The 15,670-nt window shown below is 70.5% G+C and carries 15 protein-coding genes; 9 read left to right on the top strand and 6 right to left on the bottom strand.

Annotated features, from left to right (window positions below):
- Positions 1–173: 173 nt before the first annotated feature.
- Entirely contained in the window at positions 174–1,058 is an 885-nt protein-coding gene (locus tag ABZV77_RS36980; protein ID WP_356266770.1) for a class I SAM-dependent methyltransferase, read from the bottom strand.
- A 169-nt stretch (positions 1,059–1,227) separates the two neighbouring features.
- Here ABZV77_RS36980 and mshA point away from each other — a divergent pair, with 169 nt between their 5' ends.
- The 3 genes from mshA to ABZV77_RS36965 all read left to right on the top strand — a co-directional run bounded on the left by mshA (position 1,228) and on the right by ABZV77_RS36965 (position 5,005).
- Complete coding sequence (gene mshA, locus ABZV77_RS36975; RefSeq protein WP_356266920.1) at positions 1,228–2,592, top strand: D-inositol-3-phosphate glycosyltransferase; 1,365 nt, start codon at positions 1,228–1,230, stop codon at positions 2,590–2,592.
- The gene (locus tag ABZV77_RS36970; RefSeq protein ID WP_356266768.1) at positions 2,585–3,124 is read left to right on the top strand and encodes a YbjN domain-containing protein; all 540 of its coding nucleotides are present in this window, start codon (positions 2,585–2,587) and stop codon (positions 3,122–3,124) included. The genes mshA and ABZV77_RS36970 overlap by 8 nt, the downstream gene beginning before the upstream one ends.
- A 240-nt stretch (positions 3,125–3,364) precedes the next feature.
- A complete protein-coding gene (locus ABZV77_RS36965; RefSeq protein ID WP_356266918.1) occupies positions 3,365–5,005 on the top strand; it encodes a glycosyl hydrolase family 28-related protein in 1,641 nt (546 codons plus the stop codon).
- On the opposite strand, the gene ABZV77_RS36960 is transcribed toward ABZV77_RS36965, so the two are convergent.
- On the bottom strand, positions 4,947–6,293 hold the full coding sequence (locus ABZV77_RS36960; protein ID WP_356266766.1) for an MFS transporter: 1,347 nt from the start codon (positions 6,291–6,293) through the stop codon (positions 4,947–4,949). The two genes, ABZV77_RS36965 and ABZV77_RS36960, sit on opposite strands and share 59 nt — an antisense overlap.
- 176 nt (positions 6,294–6,469) lie before the next feature.
- Here ABZV77_RS36960 and ABZV77_RS36955 point away from each other — a divergent pair, with 176 nt between their 5' ends.
- Positions 6,470–7,231, top strand: a complete 762-nt coding sequence (locus ABZV77_RS36955; RefSeq protein ID WP_356266764.1) for a phosphoglyceromutase — start codon at positions 6,470–6,472, stop codon at positions 7,229–7,231.
- A gap of 109 nt (positions 7,232–7,340) precedes the next feature.
- Here ABZV77_RS36955 and ABZV77_RS36950 read toward each other — a convergent pair whose 3' ends face one another.
- The 3 genes from ABZV77_RS36950 to phoU form a co-directional block, all read right to left on the bottom strand.
- Positions 7,341–7,556, bottom strand: coding sequence for a hypothetical protein (locus tag ABZV77_RS36950; RefSeq protein ID WP_356266762.1), 216 nt, complete (start codon positions 7,554–7,556; stop codon positions 7,341–7,343).
- A gap of 174 nt (positions 7,557–7,730) precedes the next feature.
- Positions 7,731–8,810: an HNH endonuclease signature motif containing protein gene (locus ABZV77_RS36945; RefSeq protein WP_356266760.1), complete on the bottom strand. Its 1,080-nt coding sequence runs from the start codon at positions 8,808–8,810 to the stop codon at positions 7,731–7,733.
- Positions 8,811–9,201: 391 nt separating this feature from the next.
- Complete coding sequence (gene phoU / locus ABZV77_RS36940; RefSeq protein ID WP_306333773.1) at positions 9,202–9,885, bottom strand: phosphate signaling complex protein PhoU; 684 nt, start codon at positions 9,883–9,885, stop codon at positions 9,202–9,204.
- Between the two features lie 273 nt (positions 9,886–10,158).
- On the opposite strand from phoU, the gene ABZV77_RS36935 reads away from it, so the two are divergent.
- Both ABZV77_RS36935 and ABZV77_RS36930 read left to right on the top strand, forming a co-directional pair.
- On the top strand, positions 10,159–11,421 hold the full coding sequence (locus tag ABZV77_RS36935; protein ID WP_356266758.1) for an ATP-binding protein: 1,263 nt from the start codon (positions 10,159–10,161) through the stop codon (positions 11,419–11,421).
- Positions 11,418–12,098, top strand: coding sequence for a response regulator transcription factor (locus tag ABZV77_RS36930; protein WP_055566457.1), 681 nt, complete (start codon positions 11,418–11,420; stop codon positions 12,096–12,098). Before ABZV77_RS36935 ends, ABZV77_RS36930 begins: the two co-directional genes overlap by 4 nt.
- Positions 12,099–12,201: 103 nt before the next feature.
- On the opposite strand, the gene ABZV77_RS36925 is transcribed toward ABZV77_RS36930, so the two are convergent.
- Positions 12,202–12,948: a copper chaperone PCu(A)C gene (locus ABZV77_RS36925; protein WP_356266756.1), complete on the bottom strand. Its 747-nt coding sequence runs from the start codon at positions 12,946–12,948 to the stop codon at positions 12,202–12,204.
- A gap of 671 nt (positions 12,949–13,619) precedes the next feature.
- On the opposite strand from ABZV77_RS36925, the gene ABZV77_RS36920 reads away from it, so the two are divergent.
- The 3 genes from ABZV77_RS36920 to ispF all read left to right on the top strand — a co-directional run bounded on the left by ABZV77_RS36920 (position 13,620) and on the right by ispF (position 15,644).
- Positions 13,620–14,102, top strand: coding sequence for a CarD family transcriptional regulator (locus ABZV77_RS36920; RefSeq protein WP_003953493.1), 483 nt, complete (start codon positions 13,620–13,622; stop codon positions 14,100–14,102).
- A gap of 311 nt (positions 14,103–14,413) precedes the next feature.
- The gene (gene ispD / locus ABZV77_RS36915; RefSeq protein WP_356266754.1) at positions 14,414–15,145 is read left to right on the top strand and encodes a 2-C-methyl-D-erythritol 4-phosphate cytidylyltransferase; all 732 of its coding nucleotides are present in this window, start codon (positions 14,414–14,416) and stop codon (positions 15,143–15,145) included.
- On the top strand, positions 15,135–15,644 hold the full coding sequence (ispF, locus tag ABZV77_RS36910) for a 2-C-methyl-D-erythritol 2,4-cyclodiphosphate synthase (protein WP_356266752.1): 510 nt from the start codon (positions 15,135–15,137) through the stop codon (positions 15,642–15,644). Before ispD ends, ispF begins: the two co-directional genes overlap by 11 nt.
- Positions 15,645–15,670: the final 26 nt, after the last annotated feature.

Below are 15,670 nucleotides of genomic sequence, written 5' to 3'. Positions count from 1 at the left end.
CCCGACACCAACTCCGGCCCAACAGCCCGGATCTCCCACCCGCCCCATGTGACGTACGGCACGCGGAGTTCGTTCCCTTCGGCCACGGTCACCCGACCATCTCCGGGTGGCGTCCGGGTGACCCCGAAGTGGCCTAGGGGTTCACCCCGACCGGGGGCCGCCTCGGCCGGGGGTCACCCCGACCGCGGCGCCAACGCCTCCCAGCGCACCGTCACTTCGCCCTGCCGCCACCGTGACACCCCGTCAAGGACCGGCCAGTCGGCGGTCAGATCCCGCACCGTCCTGATCCACCGCTGGCGCGCCCCGTACGAGGCATAGGGCGCCGCGGCCGCCCAGGCCCGGTCGAAGTCGCGCAGGAACGCGTGCACGGGCTCGCCCGGCACGTTCCGGTGGATCAGTGCCTTCGGCAGCCGCTCGGCGAGGTCGGAGGGCTGCTCCAGGGAGCCGAGCCGCGTCGCGAAGGTCACCGTGCGCGGCCCCTCGGGCCCGAGCGCGACCCACACGTGCCGCCGCCCGATCTCGTCGCAGGTGCCCTCGACGAGCAGCCCGCCGGGGGAGAGGCGGGCGCGGAGCCGCTCCCAGACGGCGGCGACCTGCTCCTCGTCGTACTGCCGCAGGACGTTCGCGGCACGGATCAGGACCGGCCTCGTGCCGGACGACCCCGCGCCCGACGACCCCGTGCCCGACGACCCCGTGCCCGACGACCCCGTGCCCGACGACCCCGTGCCCGACGGCCCCGTCAGCGGAACCTCGAAGCCGCCGTGCCGGAAGGAGAGCCCCTCGCGCTCGTAGGGCGCGGCGGCCGCGACGCGCGCCGGATCGATCTCGATGCCGACGACACGCGCGCGTGGGGCGACGGTACGCAGCCTGAGGAGCAGCTCGACGGCGGTCCAGGGGGAGGCGCCGTATCCGAGGTCGACGGCGACAGGGTCCGCGGCGCGGCGCAGCGCGGCGCCGTGGACGGCCGCGATCCAGCGGTCCATGCGGCGCAGCCGGTTCGGGTTCGTGGTCCCGCGCGTCACCGTTCCCACGGGGCGGGAAGAGGTGCGTGGGGCCATAGGGGAAGGGTATGCGGGGATGGCAGTTGAGGGACGCCACGTAATGCTTTGGTAAAAACGGACAGGTTGGAAATGGAGCAGCGGGCTCCGGTGTTCTCCCTCTGGAGGAACGTACGGCCTCCTCCGAGCCATGCCCGTACCCATGCACGTACGCAAGGAGGACCGCCAGGTGAGCCAGTACGTGTCCAGGCTCGGGCGTCGCTCCCCGGCGGCACCCCCAAGACTCCGCATGCCCGGCATTCCCGGCTCGCAGCGGCGTCCGCGCCGCGTGGCGATGCTGAGCGTGCACACCTCGCCGCTGCACCAGCCCGGCACGGGCGACGCGGGCGGCATGAACGTCTACATCGTCGAGCTCGCCAAGCGCCTCGCCGCGATCAACATCGAGGTGGAGATCTTCACGCGCGCCACCACCGGCGGGCTCCCGTCCGCCGTGGAACTGGCGCCCGGCATCCTCGTGCGCCACGTCGACGCGGGTCCCTACGAAGGACTCGCCAAGGAAGAGCTCCCGGCCCAGCTCTGCGCCTTCACCCACGGCGTGATGCAGGCCTGGGCGGGCCACCGGCCCGGCTACTACGACCTGGTCCACTCCCACTACTGGCTCTCCGGCCACGTCGGCTGGCTCGCGGCCGAACGCTGGGGCGTGCCGCTCGTCCACGCCATGCACACCATGGCGAAGGTCAAGAACGCGTCGCTCGCCACCGGCGACGCCCCCGAGCCCGCCGCCCGCGTCATCGGCGAGACCCAGATCGTCCGGGCCGCCGACCGCCTCATCGCCAACACCTCCGAAGAGGCCGACGAGCTCGTACGCCACTACGAAGCCGACCCCGGCAAGGTCGCCGTCGTCCACCCCGGCGTGAACCTCGAACGGTTCCGCCCCGCCGACGGGCGCGCCGCCGCCCGGCACCGCCTCGGCCTGCCGCAGGACGCCCTCGTGCCGCTCTTCGCGGGCCGCATCCAGCCCCTGAAGGCCCCTGACCTGCTGCTCCGCGCCGTCGCCGTCCTGCTGGACGAGCGTCCCGCGCTGCGCTCGAACATCGTCGTCCCCATAGTCGGCGGCCCGAGCGGCAGCGGCCTCGCGAAGCCCGAGGGGCTGCAGAAGCTGGCCGCGAAGCTGGGGATCGCGGACGTCGTCCGCTTCCAGCCGCCGGTCGGCCAGGAGCAGCTGGCGGACTGGTTCAGGGCGGCTTCGGTCCTGGTGATGCCCTCCTACAGCGAGTCCTTCGGCCTCGTCGCCATCGAGGCGCAGGCCGCGGGCACGCCGGTCCTCGCCGCAGCGGTGGGCGGCCTGCCCGTCGCGGTGCGCGACGAGGTCACCGGATTCCTGATCCCCGGCCACGAACCGGCCCACTACGCGCGCGTGCTGCGCGATTTCGCCGATCATCCACAGCTTGTGGACCGCATGGGGGCGGCCGCCGCCCGGCACGCGCAGTCCTTCGGCTGGGACACGGCGGCGTCCGCCACGGCCGACGTCTACACCGCGGCGATGCACGACTTCCGCGCTTCTCGCCGTCACGTACGCTCGCACCATGGTTGAGCGGGCTGAGCAGACGCGGGCGACGGATGCAGATGCGGATGCGGATACGGATGCCGCGTCGGTCATCGAAGGGACGCTGAACGACGCCGAGCTCGAATGGGAGACCCCCGAGCCCGGTTCGTACGTGGTGAAGCTGCCGGGCACCCGGAAGCTCTCCACGACGCTCTCGCTCCGCGTCGGCAACCACTCCCTCTCCCTGAACGCCTTCGTGATCCGCCATCCCGACGAGAACCACGAAGCGGTGCACCGCTGGCTCCTGGAGCGGAACCTCCGCCTCTACGGCGTGAGTTACGCGATCGACTCGCTCGGCGACGTCTACCTCGCGGGCAAGCTGCCGCTCTCCGCCGTCACCCCCGCCGAACTGGACCGCCTCCTCGGATCGGTCCTCTCCGCCTCGGACGACTCCTTCAACACGCTCCTGGAGCTGGGCTTCGCGTCGGCGATCCGCAAGGAGTACGAGTGGCGGGTCTCGCGGGGGGAGTCCACGCGGAACCTCGACGCGTTCACGCATCTGACTCAGCCGCGCGGCTGAGCGCCGGTCTTTCCCCGGCTCTGGCTCCAGCCCCCTTCCGTCCGGCGCGGCTCCGTGGCATGCTCCCGGCCATCGCAGACATGAACTCCTTTCATATCCATGAACGATGGAAGGCGGCGGGGCATGGAGCAGGGGTACGAGGGCGAGCGCGGGTCCGGGTCCGGGTCCGGGTCCGGACCCGGGCACGAGTCCGGGTCCGGGCGCGCCCGCCTCGGCAGGCGAGGTCTGCTGAGCGGCGCGATGGCCGTCGCCGCGGCCGCGGCCACCGGCGGCGGCACGGCACACGCGGCATCCACCGCCCGTAGGGGGCAAACCCCGCCCATCTGGGCCGAGTTCACGGCCGCCCCGTACACGCACCCCCAGATCCCCTACATCGGCCGAGCCGGATTCCGTACGGGAAAGCACGCCTTCCCTCCCCGGGACAGTCACCGGCTCATCGACGCCCGCCACTTCGGCGCCCACCCGGACGGCACGTCCGACGCCGCCCCCGCGATCAACCGCGCCCTGGCCGAGGCGGGGCGGCAAGGGGGCGGCACCGTGGTGCTCCGCCCCGGCACCTACCGGCTCGACGGCCTCATCCACATCGCCCACGACAACGTCACCCTCCGCGGCGCGGGCAGCACCCGCACCACCCTCCTCGCCACGAAGAGCCTCACCGAGCTGATCGGCCCCTACGGCTCTCGCTACGGCGGCGACAAGTCCAGCTGGTCCTGGGCGGGCGGCCTCATCTGGCTCTGCCCGAAGGCCCGTTGGGACGCGCTCACCGACGCCGTCAAGGCCAAGGAGTGGCCCTTCGAGGGCTGGACCGGCAACAAGCGCGACGCATGGGAGACCCTCACCACCGTCCGCCCCGCCCACCGCGGATCCTGGTCCGTGACCGTCGCCGACGCCTCCCGCGTCCACAAGGGCGACCTCGTGCTCCTCCGCCTCTCGGACGACCCCGGCCACACCCTCCTGGAGCACATGGCGGGCGGCGGCTCGGGCCCCGAGGCGTACACCTGGGACGACAAGACGAAGCTCACCTCGTACGTCCCCTACGAGTGGCCCGTACGGATCGCCGCCGTCGACCCCGGAAAGCGCCGGGTCACCTTCGAGCGGCCACTCCCCCTCGACGTACGCCCGGAGTGGGATCCCCGCCTGACCACCCACGTCATGGCGCTGACCGGCTCCGGCGTCGAGGGGCTCACCCTGGAGGCCGTCGAGACGGCGCAGTCCCCGCACCTCCTCGACAAGGGCTACAACGGCGTCACGTTCCAGTGCGCGTACGACTGCTGGGCCGACGACGTCGTCGTGCGCCACGTCGACAACGGCTTCGGGCTCGTCGCCGCCTCCGCCTGCACCCTGCGCCGCACACGCGTGGCGGGCCGCGGGTCCCACCACCCGTACTTCTGCCGCGAGGGTTCGCACGACAACCTCATCGACGACTTCCGCATCGACGCCCGTACGGTCCCCGCGCCGCCCGGCACCCAACTGCACGGCATCAACGTCGAGGGGCTGTCCTCCTACAACGTCTGGTCGCGCGGCCACATGGAGATGGGCACGTTCGACAGCCACCGCGGGATGCCGTTCGCGAACGTACGTACGGACATCACCGTCGAGAACAACGGCAGGCACGGCGGCGACGCGAGCGCGGGGCCCCTCTTCGGAGCCCGCTTCACGCACTGGAACATCCGCGTCACCAACGAGCGCGCGGGCCTGATGAAGATCGACGGACTCGCCCCCTACAGCGCGACGGTCGGCCTCAACACGGTCCGCGAGTTCGACCAGACCGACGTCCCGGACTTCACCGGCGACCTGCACACGCGCCTGGAGCTGTACGGCACTACGGGAGAGGTGCGGCCACGGAATCTGTACGAGGCGCAACGGGCGCTGCGGCGCTGACCTCGACGGCGGCGGGAGCGTCGGCCACCGCACCGGGGCCCGCCGTACCGGGAGCGACCTTCCCCGGAGCGACCTCCCCGGGAGCCTCCTTGGGCAGCCCCCGCATCAACCCCCAGTACCCGAGCGCAGCCACCGTCCCGAGCACCGCGCACGTCCCCCACAGCCACTCCGCCCCGAACCGGTCGATCATGAAGCCGGACATCAGCGGGGCGACCAGCGCGGCCACGGACCAGGACATCGTGTACATGCCCTGGTAGCGCCCGCGTCCGTGGACGGGGGAGAGGCGCACGACCAGGCCGGTCTGGGTCGGCGCGTTGACGATCTCGGCGAGCGTCCACACGCACACCGTCAGCGCGAAGATCCCGATCGACCCGGCGAACGCGGTCAGCCCGAAGCCGTACCCGGCGACGACCGAGGAGATCACGAGCAGCCGCCGCGGGTCGCGGTGCTCGATGAAGCGGGTGACGGGGATCTGCATGACGACGATGAGTACGCCGTTCACGGCGATGGCGAGCCCGTAGTCGGCCGGTGTGAACCCCGCCTCGCCCATCGCGACGGGGAGCCCCACGGACCCTTGCATGAAGATCAGCGCGACGAGGAAGGAGAGCCCGACGACCCCCATGAACCGCCCGTCCCGCAGCACGGTCCCGAGCCCCACCTCCGGCTCGGCGGCCTTCTCCACCTCCGTCCGCACGGGCCGCGACTCCGGCAGCTTCGCGAAGACGACGATCGCGCAGACCATCGTCATGGCGGCCTCGATGAGGAACCCGGCCCGATAGCTGTACGAGGCGATGAACCCGGCACCTGCGGAAGAGATCGCGAACCCGAGGTTGATCGCCCAGTAGTTCAGCGAGAAGGCCCGCACCCGGTCCTCAGGGCGCACGATGTCCGCCATCATCGCCTGCACGGCGGGCCGGGACGCGTTGCTCGCCATGCCGACCACGAAGGCGACGCCCGCGATGGCGACGGGGTGCTCCATGAAGCCGAGGACCGCCACCGACACGGCCGTCGAGGCCTGCGCGATCAGCAGCGTCGGCCGCCGCCCGAGCCGGTCGGTCATCACGCCCGCACCGAGCGACGAGACGACCCCGCCGAGCCCGTGCAGCGCGGCCACCAGCCCCGCGTACGAGGCCGAATAGCCCCGCTCCAGCGTCAGGTACAGCGCCATGAAGGTGGCGACGAAGGCCCCGAGCCGGTTGACCAGGGTGCTCGTCCACAGCCACCAGAAGGCGCGGGGCAGACCGGAGACGCTCTCGCTCACGGCGCGTCTCATGGCGGTGTACGGCATGGAGGTCCCCCGGGACGTGTAAGTGGCTCGTGCGGCAGGCACAAATTACGAGCCCCGGCTCCGGAACCGCCACTCAATTGACGACGACAGTCAACTGTCCGCCTCTTTGCCCACCCCTCGGTCCGCCCCTTGTCCGCGCGCGCGGGGCGCCCTGAGGTTCGATTACGCTCAGAGGCATGGCCGACGCACCGTACAAGCTGATCCTCCTCCGCCACGGCGAGAGCGAATGGAACGCGAAGAACCTGTTCACCGGCTGGGTGGACGTCAACCTCAACGAGAAGGGCGAGAAGGAGGCGGTCCGCGGTGGCGAGCTCCTGAAGGACGCCGACCTGCTCCCCGACGTGGTCCACACGTCGCTCCAGAAGCGCGCGATCCGCACCGCCCAGCTCGCCCTGGAGTCCGCCGACCGCCACTGGATCCCGGTCCACCGCTCCTGGCGCCTGAACGAGCGCCACTACGGCGCCCTCCAGGGCAAGGACAAGGCCCAGACGCTCGCCGAGTTCGGCGAGGAGCAGTTCATGCTGTGGCGCCGCTCGTACGACACCCCGCCCCCGGCCCTCGACCGCGACGCGGAGTACTCGCAGTTCTCCGACCCGCGCTACGCCACGCTCCCCCCGGAGCTGCGCCCCCAGACGGAGTGCCTGAAGGACGTCGTCGTCCGCATGCTCCCGTACTGGTTCGACGGCATCGTCCCCGACCTCCTGACCGGCAGGACGGTCCTGGTCGCGGCCCACGGCAACTCGCTCCGCGCCCTGGTCAAGCACCTCGACGGCATCTCGGACGAGGACATCGCGGGCCTGAACATCCCGACGGGCATCCCGCTCTCGTACGAGCTGGACGCCGCCTTCAAGCCCCTGAACCCGGGCGGCACCTACCTCGACCCGGACGCCGCGAAGGCGGCCATCGAGGCGGTCAAGAACCAGGGCAAGAAGAAGTAGCCCTCTGATCATGCCTCCCACCTGCGCACACAGTGCGGATGGGAGGCATTTTCATGCTCGCCCGCCGGTTCCGCGCCCGCCGGTTCGCGCCCGCCCTGGCACCGAGGCGTTACGGCGTCCCCGAATCCGTGATGCCCTCCGCGAGTTGGCCCACCGCGTTCAGGATGCTCTGGCCGAAGTCCGTCGGGGCCACCACGACGCCGAACGCCACCGCCAGCGCCATCGTCACCATCTGGTCGCCCCGGCTTCTGGCCTGCACCTTGCGGCGCAGCAGGAAGAAGAGGATGACGGCCAGGAGGACCGCAACGTTGATCGTCAATACCATCGGCCAGCCCCATGTACGTGAGTTACGCCCCGGCCTTCCTGTGTAACCCGAACTCCGCCCCGTGTCCGTCCGATTACCTGTAGTTGGCAGCAATGTACTCACTCGGGGCCGAATCAATACGCAGTTCAAGCGATCCGCAGGCAGGGCTGGGGCGAGCCTCAATCGGTGCGTTGGTCAGGGGACGGGCCACGTACCCGTCCACGGGTGGTCCGGCGGCAGCGGGCCCGTCTCGCCCTTGCGCTTCGCCAGGCGGCGCCTCGCGATGTGGTACGCCCACGCGTGCGTGGCGACCTTCTTCTCCACGCCGAAGTGCCTGCCCGTCGCCGCCTCCAGGACCTGGTGGTACTCCTGGAGGAGGTCCCAGGACATGTTCTCGAAGTCCGCGTCGGCCCAGCCGTACAGGTGCTGGAGCTCGAACCGTACGGCGGCCATGAACGCCGTCTCGCCGCGGTCCTTCGGCTCGGTCCTGCCGCCGTGCGCGCGCACCCACTCCTTGACCTCGGGCGCCGCCCCGTCCCACTTGCTGCCCGAGTCCCTGATCTCCGCGTAGTCCACCCAGGCCCAGAAGGCCTCCGCGTCGGCTATGTCGGGCGCCTGACGGTGGTGGTCCGAGCAGAGCAGGGCGAAGTTGCGGACGTCCATCGAACCGCCGAGCGACGACGGCACCGCGTGCGCGCGGTCCACGGGAGTGGCCCAGCAGACCAGGCACGCCGGGTCCATCCCCAGGTAGTCGGCTATCGCCGCGAGCTTCGGCGCCGTCTTCCTGTCGTTCTCCGTCACGCCGCGCGGGCGGAGCGGGAGGAGGTTCACGTCGTACCAGAAGCCCGGTCCGGGGCCGTCGGTGGAGTCCGTGCAGTCTTCGGGGGCCTCTGGGTACGAGATGTGCAGCTCGTCGGGGACGTCGTTCCGTTGCGGGTGGTTGTTGCCGAGCGTGTGGAACGGCGTGGTCAGCTCGGTCAGGTAAGGGAGCAGGAACTCCATGGCGAAGTTCCGGATGATCTCCATGGCGTCGCGGTCGAAGCCGCCGACGTCGTTGCGGTGTCCCTGGACCCTCAGGAAGAGGTGACGGGGTTTGCCGGGCATCCGGCTCTCCGCGTTCCGGAGGACCTCGAAGAGGCGTCGGGCACAGCGTTCGAAGTTCTCGTACACCGCCATGTCGTGGTAGATCAGGACGGCCTTCTCGCGAGTGGCGGCAGGGCGTCTGCCGCCACTCGCCTTCTGGCTCTTCCTGCTCCGCTGTTTCTTCTTGGGCATGGGTGGATGTTCGCGTGCGCCGACCGTGTCGCACACCGATTCGGAGAAACAGCGCGCGCGTGTGCGCCGTTGATGCGCCCCGTACCCATGGGCATGCAATGGGCATCAGGCAGTACGTCGTACGCCTACGAGGAGGAGACCATGGCCGAGTCCCCCACGCGCGAATACGTTCCCGAAGTCCCGCTCGGCGCCTGCGGATGCGGCCCGGGGTGCAGCTGCGGTTGCCAGTCGGGCGGTTCCTGCCAGTGCGGCGGCGGTTGCGGCTGACCTGCGAGGCCCGCTGACCCGCGAGGCTCGCTGACCTGCGAGCCCGCTGACCCGCGAGACCCGCCGTACCGAAAGAGCTGTGCCCCGCGCGACACCTGACGTCGGGCGGGGCACACAAAAAGGCTTACGCCCCTTCCACCGGCGTCTGACCCGTCGGCTGGATCTCGTCCGCGTGCTCGCCCGTGACCAGGTACACGACCCGCTTGGCCACCGACACCGCGTGGTCCGCGAACCGCTCGTAGTAGCGGCCGAGGAGCGTCACGTCGACGGCCGTCTCGATGCCGTGCTTCCAGCGGTCGTCCATCAGGTGCTGGAAGAGCGTGCGGTGCAGCTGGTCCATCTCGTCGTCGTCCTGCTCCAACTGGAGCGCCAGGTCGACGTCCTTGGTGATGATGACCTCCGCCGCCTTCGCCATCAGGCGCTGCGCGAGCTGGCCCATCTCCAGGATCGTGGCGTGCAGATCCCGTGGCACCGCGGAATCCGGGAAGCGGAGCCTCGCCAGCTTCGCGACGTGCTGGGCGAGGTCGCCCGAGCGCTCCAGATCGGCGCTCATGCGCAGCGAGGTGACCACGATGCGCAGATCGGTGGCGACCGGCTGCTGGCGCGCCAGCAGGGCTATCGCGCGCGCCTCCAGGTCGTGCTGCAGATCGTCGACCTTCTGGTCGGCGGCGATCACGCTCTCGGCCATCTTCAGGTCGGCGTCGAGCATGGCCGTCGTGGCGCGCCCGATCGCGGACCCGACGAGGCGGGCCATCTCGACCAGGCTGTCGCCGATCGAGTCAAGTTCCTCGTGGTACGCGTCCCGCATGTGGCTGTCCCTCTCTAGTACGTCTCAGGGGGCTGGCCCCTACGCTCCCACGGTGCGGGCCCGACGCGTCCGTTTCCGGCACCCCACATGAATCACCACCGTCATCAAGGTGAACTGTGGGCGACGCGGGACCACATCCTTGATCACCCGGAGCCCGTACCGCCCGGGAGAAGTGAACCAGCACCGTCCCCACGGTGAACTCTGGGCGACGAGTGTTCGAGCCGGCACCCGTACGGCTGTGACCGGCGCTTACTCGGCGCATAACCTTGAGGCATGGACGTGAACGCGGCGGTCGCCGCAGCGGCAGCGATCGCCGGGGTGTGCACCGGTGTCATCGCCATGCTGGCGTTCCGATGGAGCGAGCGCGACCAGAAACGCCCCACCCGGACCTCCCTGCACACCGACCCCGTACTGCCACCGGGCGTGGACACGGTGCTCTCCGTGCTCCGCTCCTCCGCGGTCGTCCTCGACGAGGCCGACAGCGTGGTCAAGGCGAGCTCGGCGGCGTACGCACTCGGACTCGTGCGCGGCGGCAAGCTCGCCGTCGAGCCGATGCTGCAGATGGCCCGCGACACCCGCCGCGACGGGGAGATACGCCAGGTCGAGCTGGACCTGCCGCGGCGCGGCACCGGCCGCGGAGAGGCCCTGGCCGTCTCCGCGCGCGTGGCCCCGCTCGGCTCCCGGCTCGTCCTGCTCCTCGTGGAGGACCTCACCGAGGCCCGCCGCATCGAGGCCGTACGACGTGACTTCGTGGCGAACGTGAGCCACGAGCTGAAGACCCCCGTGGGGGCGCTCTCGCTCCTCTCCGAAGCCGTCATGGACGCCTCGGACGACCCGGAGGCCGTGGAGCGCTTCGCGGGCCGCATGCAGATCGAGGCGACCCGTCTGACCAGCCTCGTCCAGGAACTCATCGACCTCTCCCGGGTGCAGAACGACGACCCCTTGGAGGACGCCGAACCCGTCCGTGTCGATGAACTGGTGGCGGAGGCGATCGACCGCAGCCGCCACCAGGCCTCCCACAAGCAGATCACCATGGCCGCGGGCGGCACCGCCGACCTGCAGATATGGGGCAACCGCGGCCAGCTCGCGGCGGCGCTCGGCAATCTCGTGGAGAACGCCGTGAACTATTCGCCCGCCAGGACCCGCGTGGGCATCGCTGCCCGCCGGGTCTCCGCTCCCGGCGGGGACCTCATCGAGGTCGCGGTCACCGACCAGGGCATCGGCATCTCGGACAAGGACAAGGAGCGCATCTTCGAGCGTTTCTACCGCGTCGACCCGGCCCGCTCCCGGGCCACCGGCGGCACCGGTCTCGGTCTCGCCATCGTCAAGCACGTGGCCGCCTCGCACGGCGGGGAGGTCACCGTGTGGAGCTCCGAGGGTCAGGGCTCCACGTTCACCCTGCGGCTGCCCGAGGCGGCCGCCCACCGCGACCGCGGACCGGGTCACGGCGGCGGACTCGACGACGGGGCCATCCCCGACGAAACCGCCGCGACCACCACGTACGAACCCATTCCTGCCCCGGAGGTCCTTCCGTGACCCGAGTGCTCGTCGTCGAGGACGAGGAATCCTTCAGCGACGTTCTGTCCTACATGCTCCGCAAGGAGGGCTTCGAAGTCGCCATCGCGGCAACGGGCCCGGACGGACTCGACGAATTCGAGCGCAACGGCGCCGACCTCGTCCTGCTCGACCTCATGCTGCCGGGCCTGCCCGGCACCGAGGTCTGCCGCCAGCTGCGCAGCCGCTCCAACGTTCCGGTGATCATGGTCACCGCCAAGGACAGCGAGATCGACAAGGTCGTCGGCCTGGAGATAGGAGCAGATGACTACGTCACCAAGCCCTTCTCCTCGCGCGAACTGGTCGCCCGCATCCGCGCGGTGCTGCGCCGCCGCGGCGAGCCGGAGGAGGTCACCCCGCAGGCCCTGGAGGCCGGTCCGGTCCGGATGGACGTCGACCGCCACGTGGTCACGGTCTCCGGCTCCAAGGTCGACCTGCCCCTGAAGGAGTTCGACCTGCTGGAGATGCTGCTGCGCAACGCGGGCCGCGTCCTGACCCGCATGCAGCTCATCGACCGCGTCTGGGGCGCGGACTACGTGGGGGACACCAAGACCCTCGACGTCCACGTGAAGCGCCTGCGCGCCAAGATCGAGCCGGACCCGGGGGCCCCGCGCTACCTGGTGACGGTCCGCGGCCTGGGCTACAAGTTCGAGCCGTAAACAGCCGGTACAGCCGGTACAGCTGGTACAGCTGGTACGCATGCGTACGAAGAAGGGCGGGACCCCACCGGGGTCCCGCCCTTCTTCGTGGTTTCTACGCCGATCAGTGCCGGACGCCGGTCCCGGCGTCCGCGGTGTCCGACGGGTCGGCGGCGATGCCCGAGTTCTCGTCCGCGTCGCCGGACGGCTTTCCGGAGGGGTTCCCGGAGGGCTTTCCAGAGGGGTTGCCCGACGGCTTGCCGGAGGTGCCCGTGCCGGGCTCCTGCGGCTTTCCGGACTTGCCCGGCTTGGCCGGCTTCCCGTCCGGGGACTCCGGCAGCTGGCTCGGGCCCCACTTGGAGAAGTAGCTGCCCGCCGGTACGACGAACGCTTCCATCTTCACGTCGCCGGTCGTGCTGAAGGCGAAGGTGACGGGCTGCGCGTTGCCGTCCTTGACCGCCTCGCGGCTGCCGGAGAGGACCGCCGAGGCGTTGTCCTTGCCGCCGATGACGATGGAGCCGCCGGCCGGAATGGTCAGCGGACCGTTCGGCTTGGAGTCCTTGTCGTCCTTGCCGCGCGTGAGCTTGGCCTTCTTGTCGGTGCCGTCGACCGTGATGGAGTTCAGGGTCTGGGCCTTGTCACCGGAGTTGAAGATCGTCGCGGCGACCACGGCCGGGCCCGTCGACTCCAGGTCCGGCTGCGTGATGACCATGGCGTTCTGGATCTTGATGTCGCCGACGGAGGTCGCGGCGTTGTCCGGCTTGACCTCCATCGTCTGTGCGTTGTTGCCTGCGGCGCACGCAGTGAGCGAGGCAAGCGAGAACGCGAGGGCGGTGGCGGCGAGGGCGCCGCGTCGAAGGCTGCGGCTCACGGCGGCGGCATCTCCTTGAACGTGGGCGGTACAGGACGGGCGGGCGGCCGTAAAGCCGTCCTAAGGATGTGTCAGCACGCTTACATTACCGAGCCGTTCCCACGCCGCCGCACCCGACCCGCCCCTTAGCGCACGGGACAGCACAGCCGACCGCGCACGCACCGGTGGACCCGGCAGCGAACCCGGCACGCCCCGCGTCCCGCGAGCCTCGCCGACGGTTCTCAGGCCCATCCGCCTCATTGCCCCCTCGGCCACCTTTCGCAAAAGCGTCGTCAAGAGCCCGGGTGTCACGCCTTGCGGATTTCCCGTAAGGAATGCATGGGGGTCCGGAGAATTGATCATCGCGCCGCTTGATCAATTCAGGAATCGCGCCGGACGCCACTTGGCACACCTCTTCGGTCACCGAACGGAGTATCGAAAGTTCACCGCTTGGAACCGCGCAAACCGGGACGTTCAGCCGCTCGGAGCGCTCTCGGGGGGCGTGTGACGGGGGCGTTTCCGGCTCCCCGGAGAGCCGCTCCGACCTGCGAATACCCCGTTCCGCAGGCCCTCCGCAGCACGTTCTTGTTGCTGTTGTCAAGCCCCGAGATATGCCCTGACCTGCGAAAACGCCATTCAGAAGAGGCGATTCTCGTGTTAGGATGGATAGCCACGGAAGGGGTACCTGTCACATGACGTTCAAGGTTGGCGACACCGTGGTCTATCCCCATCACGGGGCCGCGCTGATCGAGGCCATCGAAACTCGCCAGATCAAAGGCGTGGACAAGACCTACTTGGTGCTGAAGGTCGCCCAGGGCGACCTGACGGTGCGTGTGCCAGCGGACAATGCGGAGTTCGTCGGCGTGCGTGATGTGGTCGGGCAGGACGGCCTCGACCGGGTCTTCGAAGTACTGCGCGCGCCGTACGCCGAAGAGCCCACGAACTGGTCGCGCCGCTACAAGGCAAACCTCGAGAAGCTCGCCTCCGGCGATGTCATCAAGGTCGCGGAAGTCGTCCGTGACCTGTGGCGTCGGGAGCGCGAGCGTGGACTGTCGGCCGGCGAGAAGCGCATGCTCGCCAAGGCCCGCCAGATCCTGGTGAGCGAGCTCGCCCTCGCGGAGAACACGAACGAGGACAAGGCCGAGGCCCTGCTGGACGAGGTCCTCGCGTCCTGACGCGGACGGTTCGAGGCGCATGAACGCTCTCGGCTCTCCCGCGTCGACCAGGCGCAGCAATGCCGCGGTGCCCGCTGACCCTTAATGGAGTCGCCGGGCGCTGCGGCATGTTCGTACCCGGAACCTTTCGGAACCTCGCGCGCAGCACCCCGCACCCGTGGGACGACCCCGAAGGGCCATGTTCTGGCGTGCCGGGCTCTTGCGGCTGACTCGACCGAATGTCACGGAAGGGTCCGGTCAAGGCGTCCGTCCCGCCCGGCACGGTGTGGCCATACCCACGTCGGCCGAGCACACAAACCTGAACGGAACCGATGTCTAGCGAATCCCGTACCGCGGTGGTCATTCCCGCGGCTGGGCGGGGCGTGCGCCTCGGCCCTGGCGCCCCCAAGGCGCTCCGTGCGCTGAACGGCACCCCGATGCTGATTCACGCCGTGCGCGCCATGGCGGAGTCCCGTGCCGTCTCCCTCGTCGTCGTGGTGGCACCGCCGGACGGCGCCCCCGGGGTCAAGACCCTCTTCGACGACCACGCGCTGCCCGAGCGGACCGACTTCCTCGTCGTGCCCGGCGGGGAGAGCCGCCAGGAGTCCGTGCGGGCCGGTCTCGACGCGCTGCCGCCCGGCTTCGACATCGTGCTCGTGCACGACGCGGCGCGCCCGCTGGTGCCCGTCGACACGGTCGACGGCGTCATCGAGGCCGTACGCGAAGGGGCGCCCGCCGTGGTCCCCGCGCTGCCCCTGGCCGACACCGTCAAGGAGGTCGAGCCCGCGGCGGAGCCGGGCGGGCCCGAGCCCGTCGTCGCCACGCCCGAGCGCGCGCGGTTGCGTGCGGTGCAGACCCCGCAGGGATTCGACCGCGCGACGCTCGTACGCGCCCACGAGACCGTCACGGGACCGGTGACGGACGACGCGGGCATGGTCGAGCAGCTGGGGCTGCCCGTCGTGTGCGTGCCGGGCCACGAGGAGGCCTTCAAGGTGACGCGCCCCCTCGACCTCGTGCTCGCCGAGGCCGTCCTCGCCCGCAGGAGGGCCAACGATGGCTTCTGAGACCCCCCAGGCCCCGGTCGTGCTCCCGCAGGTCGGCATCGGCACGGACATCCACGCCTTCGAAGAGGGCCGCGAGCTGTGGTGCGCGGGCCTGAAGTGGGAGGACCAGGGCCCCGGACTCGCCGGGCACTCCGACGCCGACGTCGTCGCGCACGCCGCGTGCAACGCGCTGTTCTCCGCGGCGGGCCTCGGCGACCTCGGCGCCCACTTCGGCACCGGCCGCCCGGAGTGGTCGGGCGCCTCCGGGCTGACCCTGCTCACCGAGGCGGCCCGCATCGTCCGGGACGCCGGTTTCACCATCGGCAACGTCGCCGTCCAGGTCATCGGCGACCGCCCGAAGATCGGCAAGCGTCGCGACGAGGCCCAGAAGGTGCTCTCCGAGGCCGCGGGCGCGCCCGTCTCCGTCTCCGGGGCCACCACGGACGGCCTCGGATTCCCGGGCCGCGGCGACGGTCTCGCGGCGATCGCCACCGCGTTGGTCGTACGTTCGTCGTCGTGAGGCGGCGGATGGGGTAGTCGTATGCC

The organism is Streptomyces sp. NPDC004732, from assembly GCF_040609235.1.
Taxonomy (GTDB): domain Bacteria; phylum Actinomycetota; class Actinomycetes; order Streptomycetales; family Streptomycetaceae; genus Streptomyces.
This window is presented reverse-complemented; position numbering and strand designations above follow the sequence as displayed.

What these genes read in the sequence shown, in the direction of transcription:
- ABZV77_RS36980 (WP_356266770.1), bottom strand. Translation starts at nt 1,058, where the DNA reads ATGGCCCCACGCACCTCTTCCCGCCCCGTGGGAACGGTGACGCGCGGG.
- ABZV77_RS36970 (WP_356266768.1), top strand. Translation starts at nt 2,585, where the DNA reads ATGGTTGAGCGGGCTGAGCAGACGCGGGCGACGGATGCAGATGCGGAT.
- ABZV77_RS36965 (WP_356266918.1), top strand. Translation starts at nt 3,365, where the DNA reads ATGGCCGTCGCCGCGGCCGCGGCCACCGGCGGCGGCACGGCACACGCG.
- ABZV77_RS36960 (WP_356266766.1), bottom strand. Translation starts at nt 6,293, where the DNA reads ATGCCGTACACCGCCATGAGACGCGCCGTGAGCGAGAGCGTCTCCGGT.
- ABZV77_RS36955 (WP_356266764.1), top strand. Translation starts at nt 6,470, where the DNA reads ATGGCCGACGCACCGTACAAGCTGATCCTCCTCCGCCACGGCGAGAGC.
- ABZV77_RS36950 (WP_356266762.1), bottom strand. Translation starts at nt 7,556, where the DNA reads ATGGTATTGACGATCAACGTTGCGGTCCTCCTGGCCGTCATCCTCTTC.
- ABZV77_RS36945 (WP_356266760.1), bottom strand. Translation starts at nt 8,810, where the DNA reads ATGCCCAAGAAGAAACAGCGGAGCAGGAAGAGCCAGAAGGCGAGTGGC.
- phoU (WP_306333773.1), bottom strand. Translation starts at nt 9,885, where the DNA reads ATGCGGGACGCGTACCACGAGGAACTTGACTCGATCGGCGACAGCCTG.
- ABZV77_RS36935 (WP_356266758.1), top strand. Translation starts at nt 10,159, where the DNA reads ATGGACGTGAACGCGGCGGTCGCCGCAGCGGCAGCGATCGCCGGGGTG.
- ABZV77_RS36920 (WP_003953493.1), top strand. Translation starts at nt 13,620, where the DNA reads ATGACGTTCAAGGTTGGCGACACCGTGGTCTATCCCCATCACGGGGCC.
- ispD (WP_356266754.1), top strand. Translation starts at nt 14,414, where the DNA reads ATGTCTAGCGAATCCCGTACCGCGGTGGTCATTCCCGCGGCTGGGCGG.
- ispF (WP_356266752.1), top strand. Translation starts at nt 15,135, where the DNA reads ATGGCTTCTGAGACCCCCCAGGCCCCGGTCGTGCTCCCGCAGGTCGGC.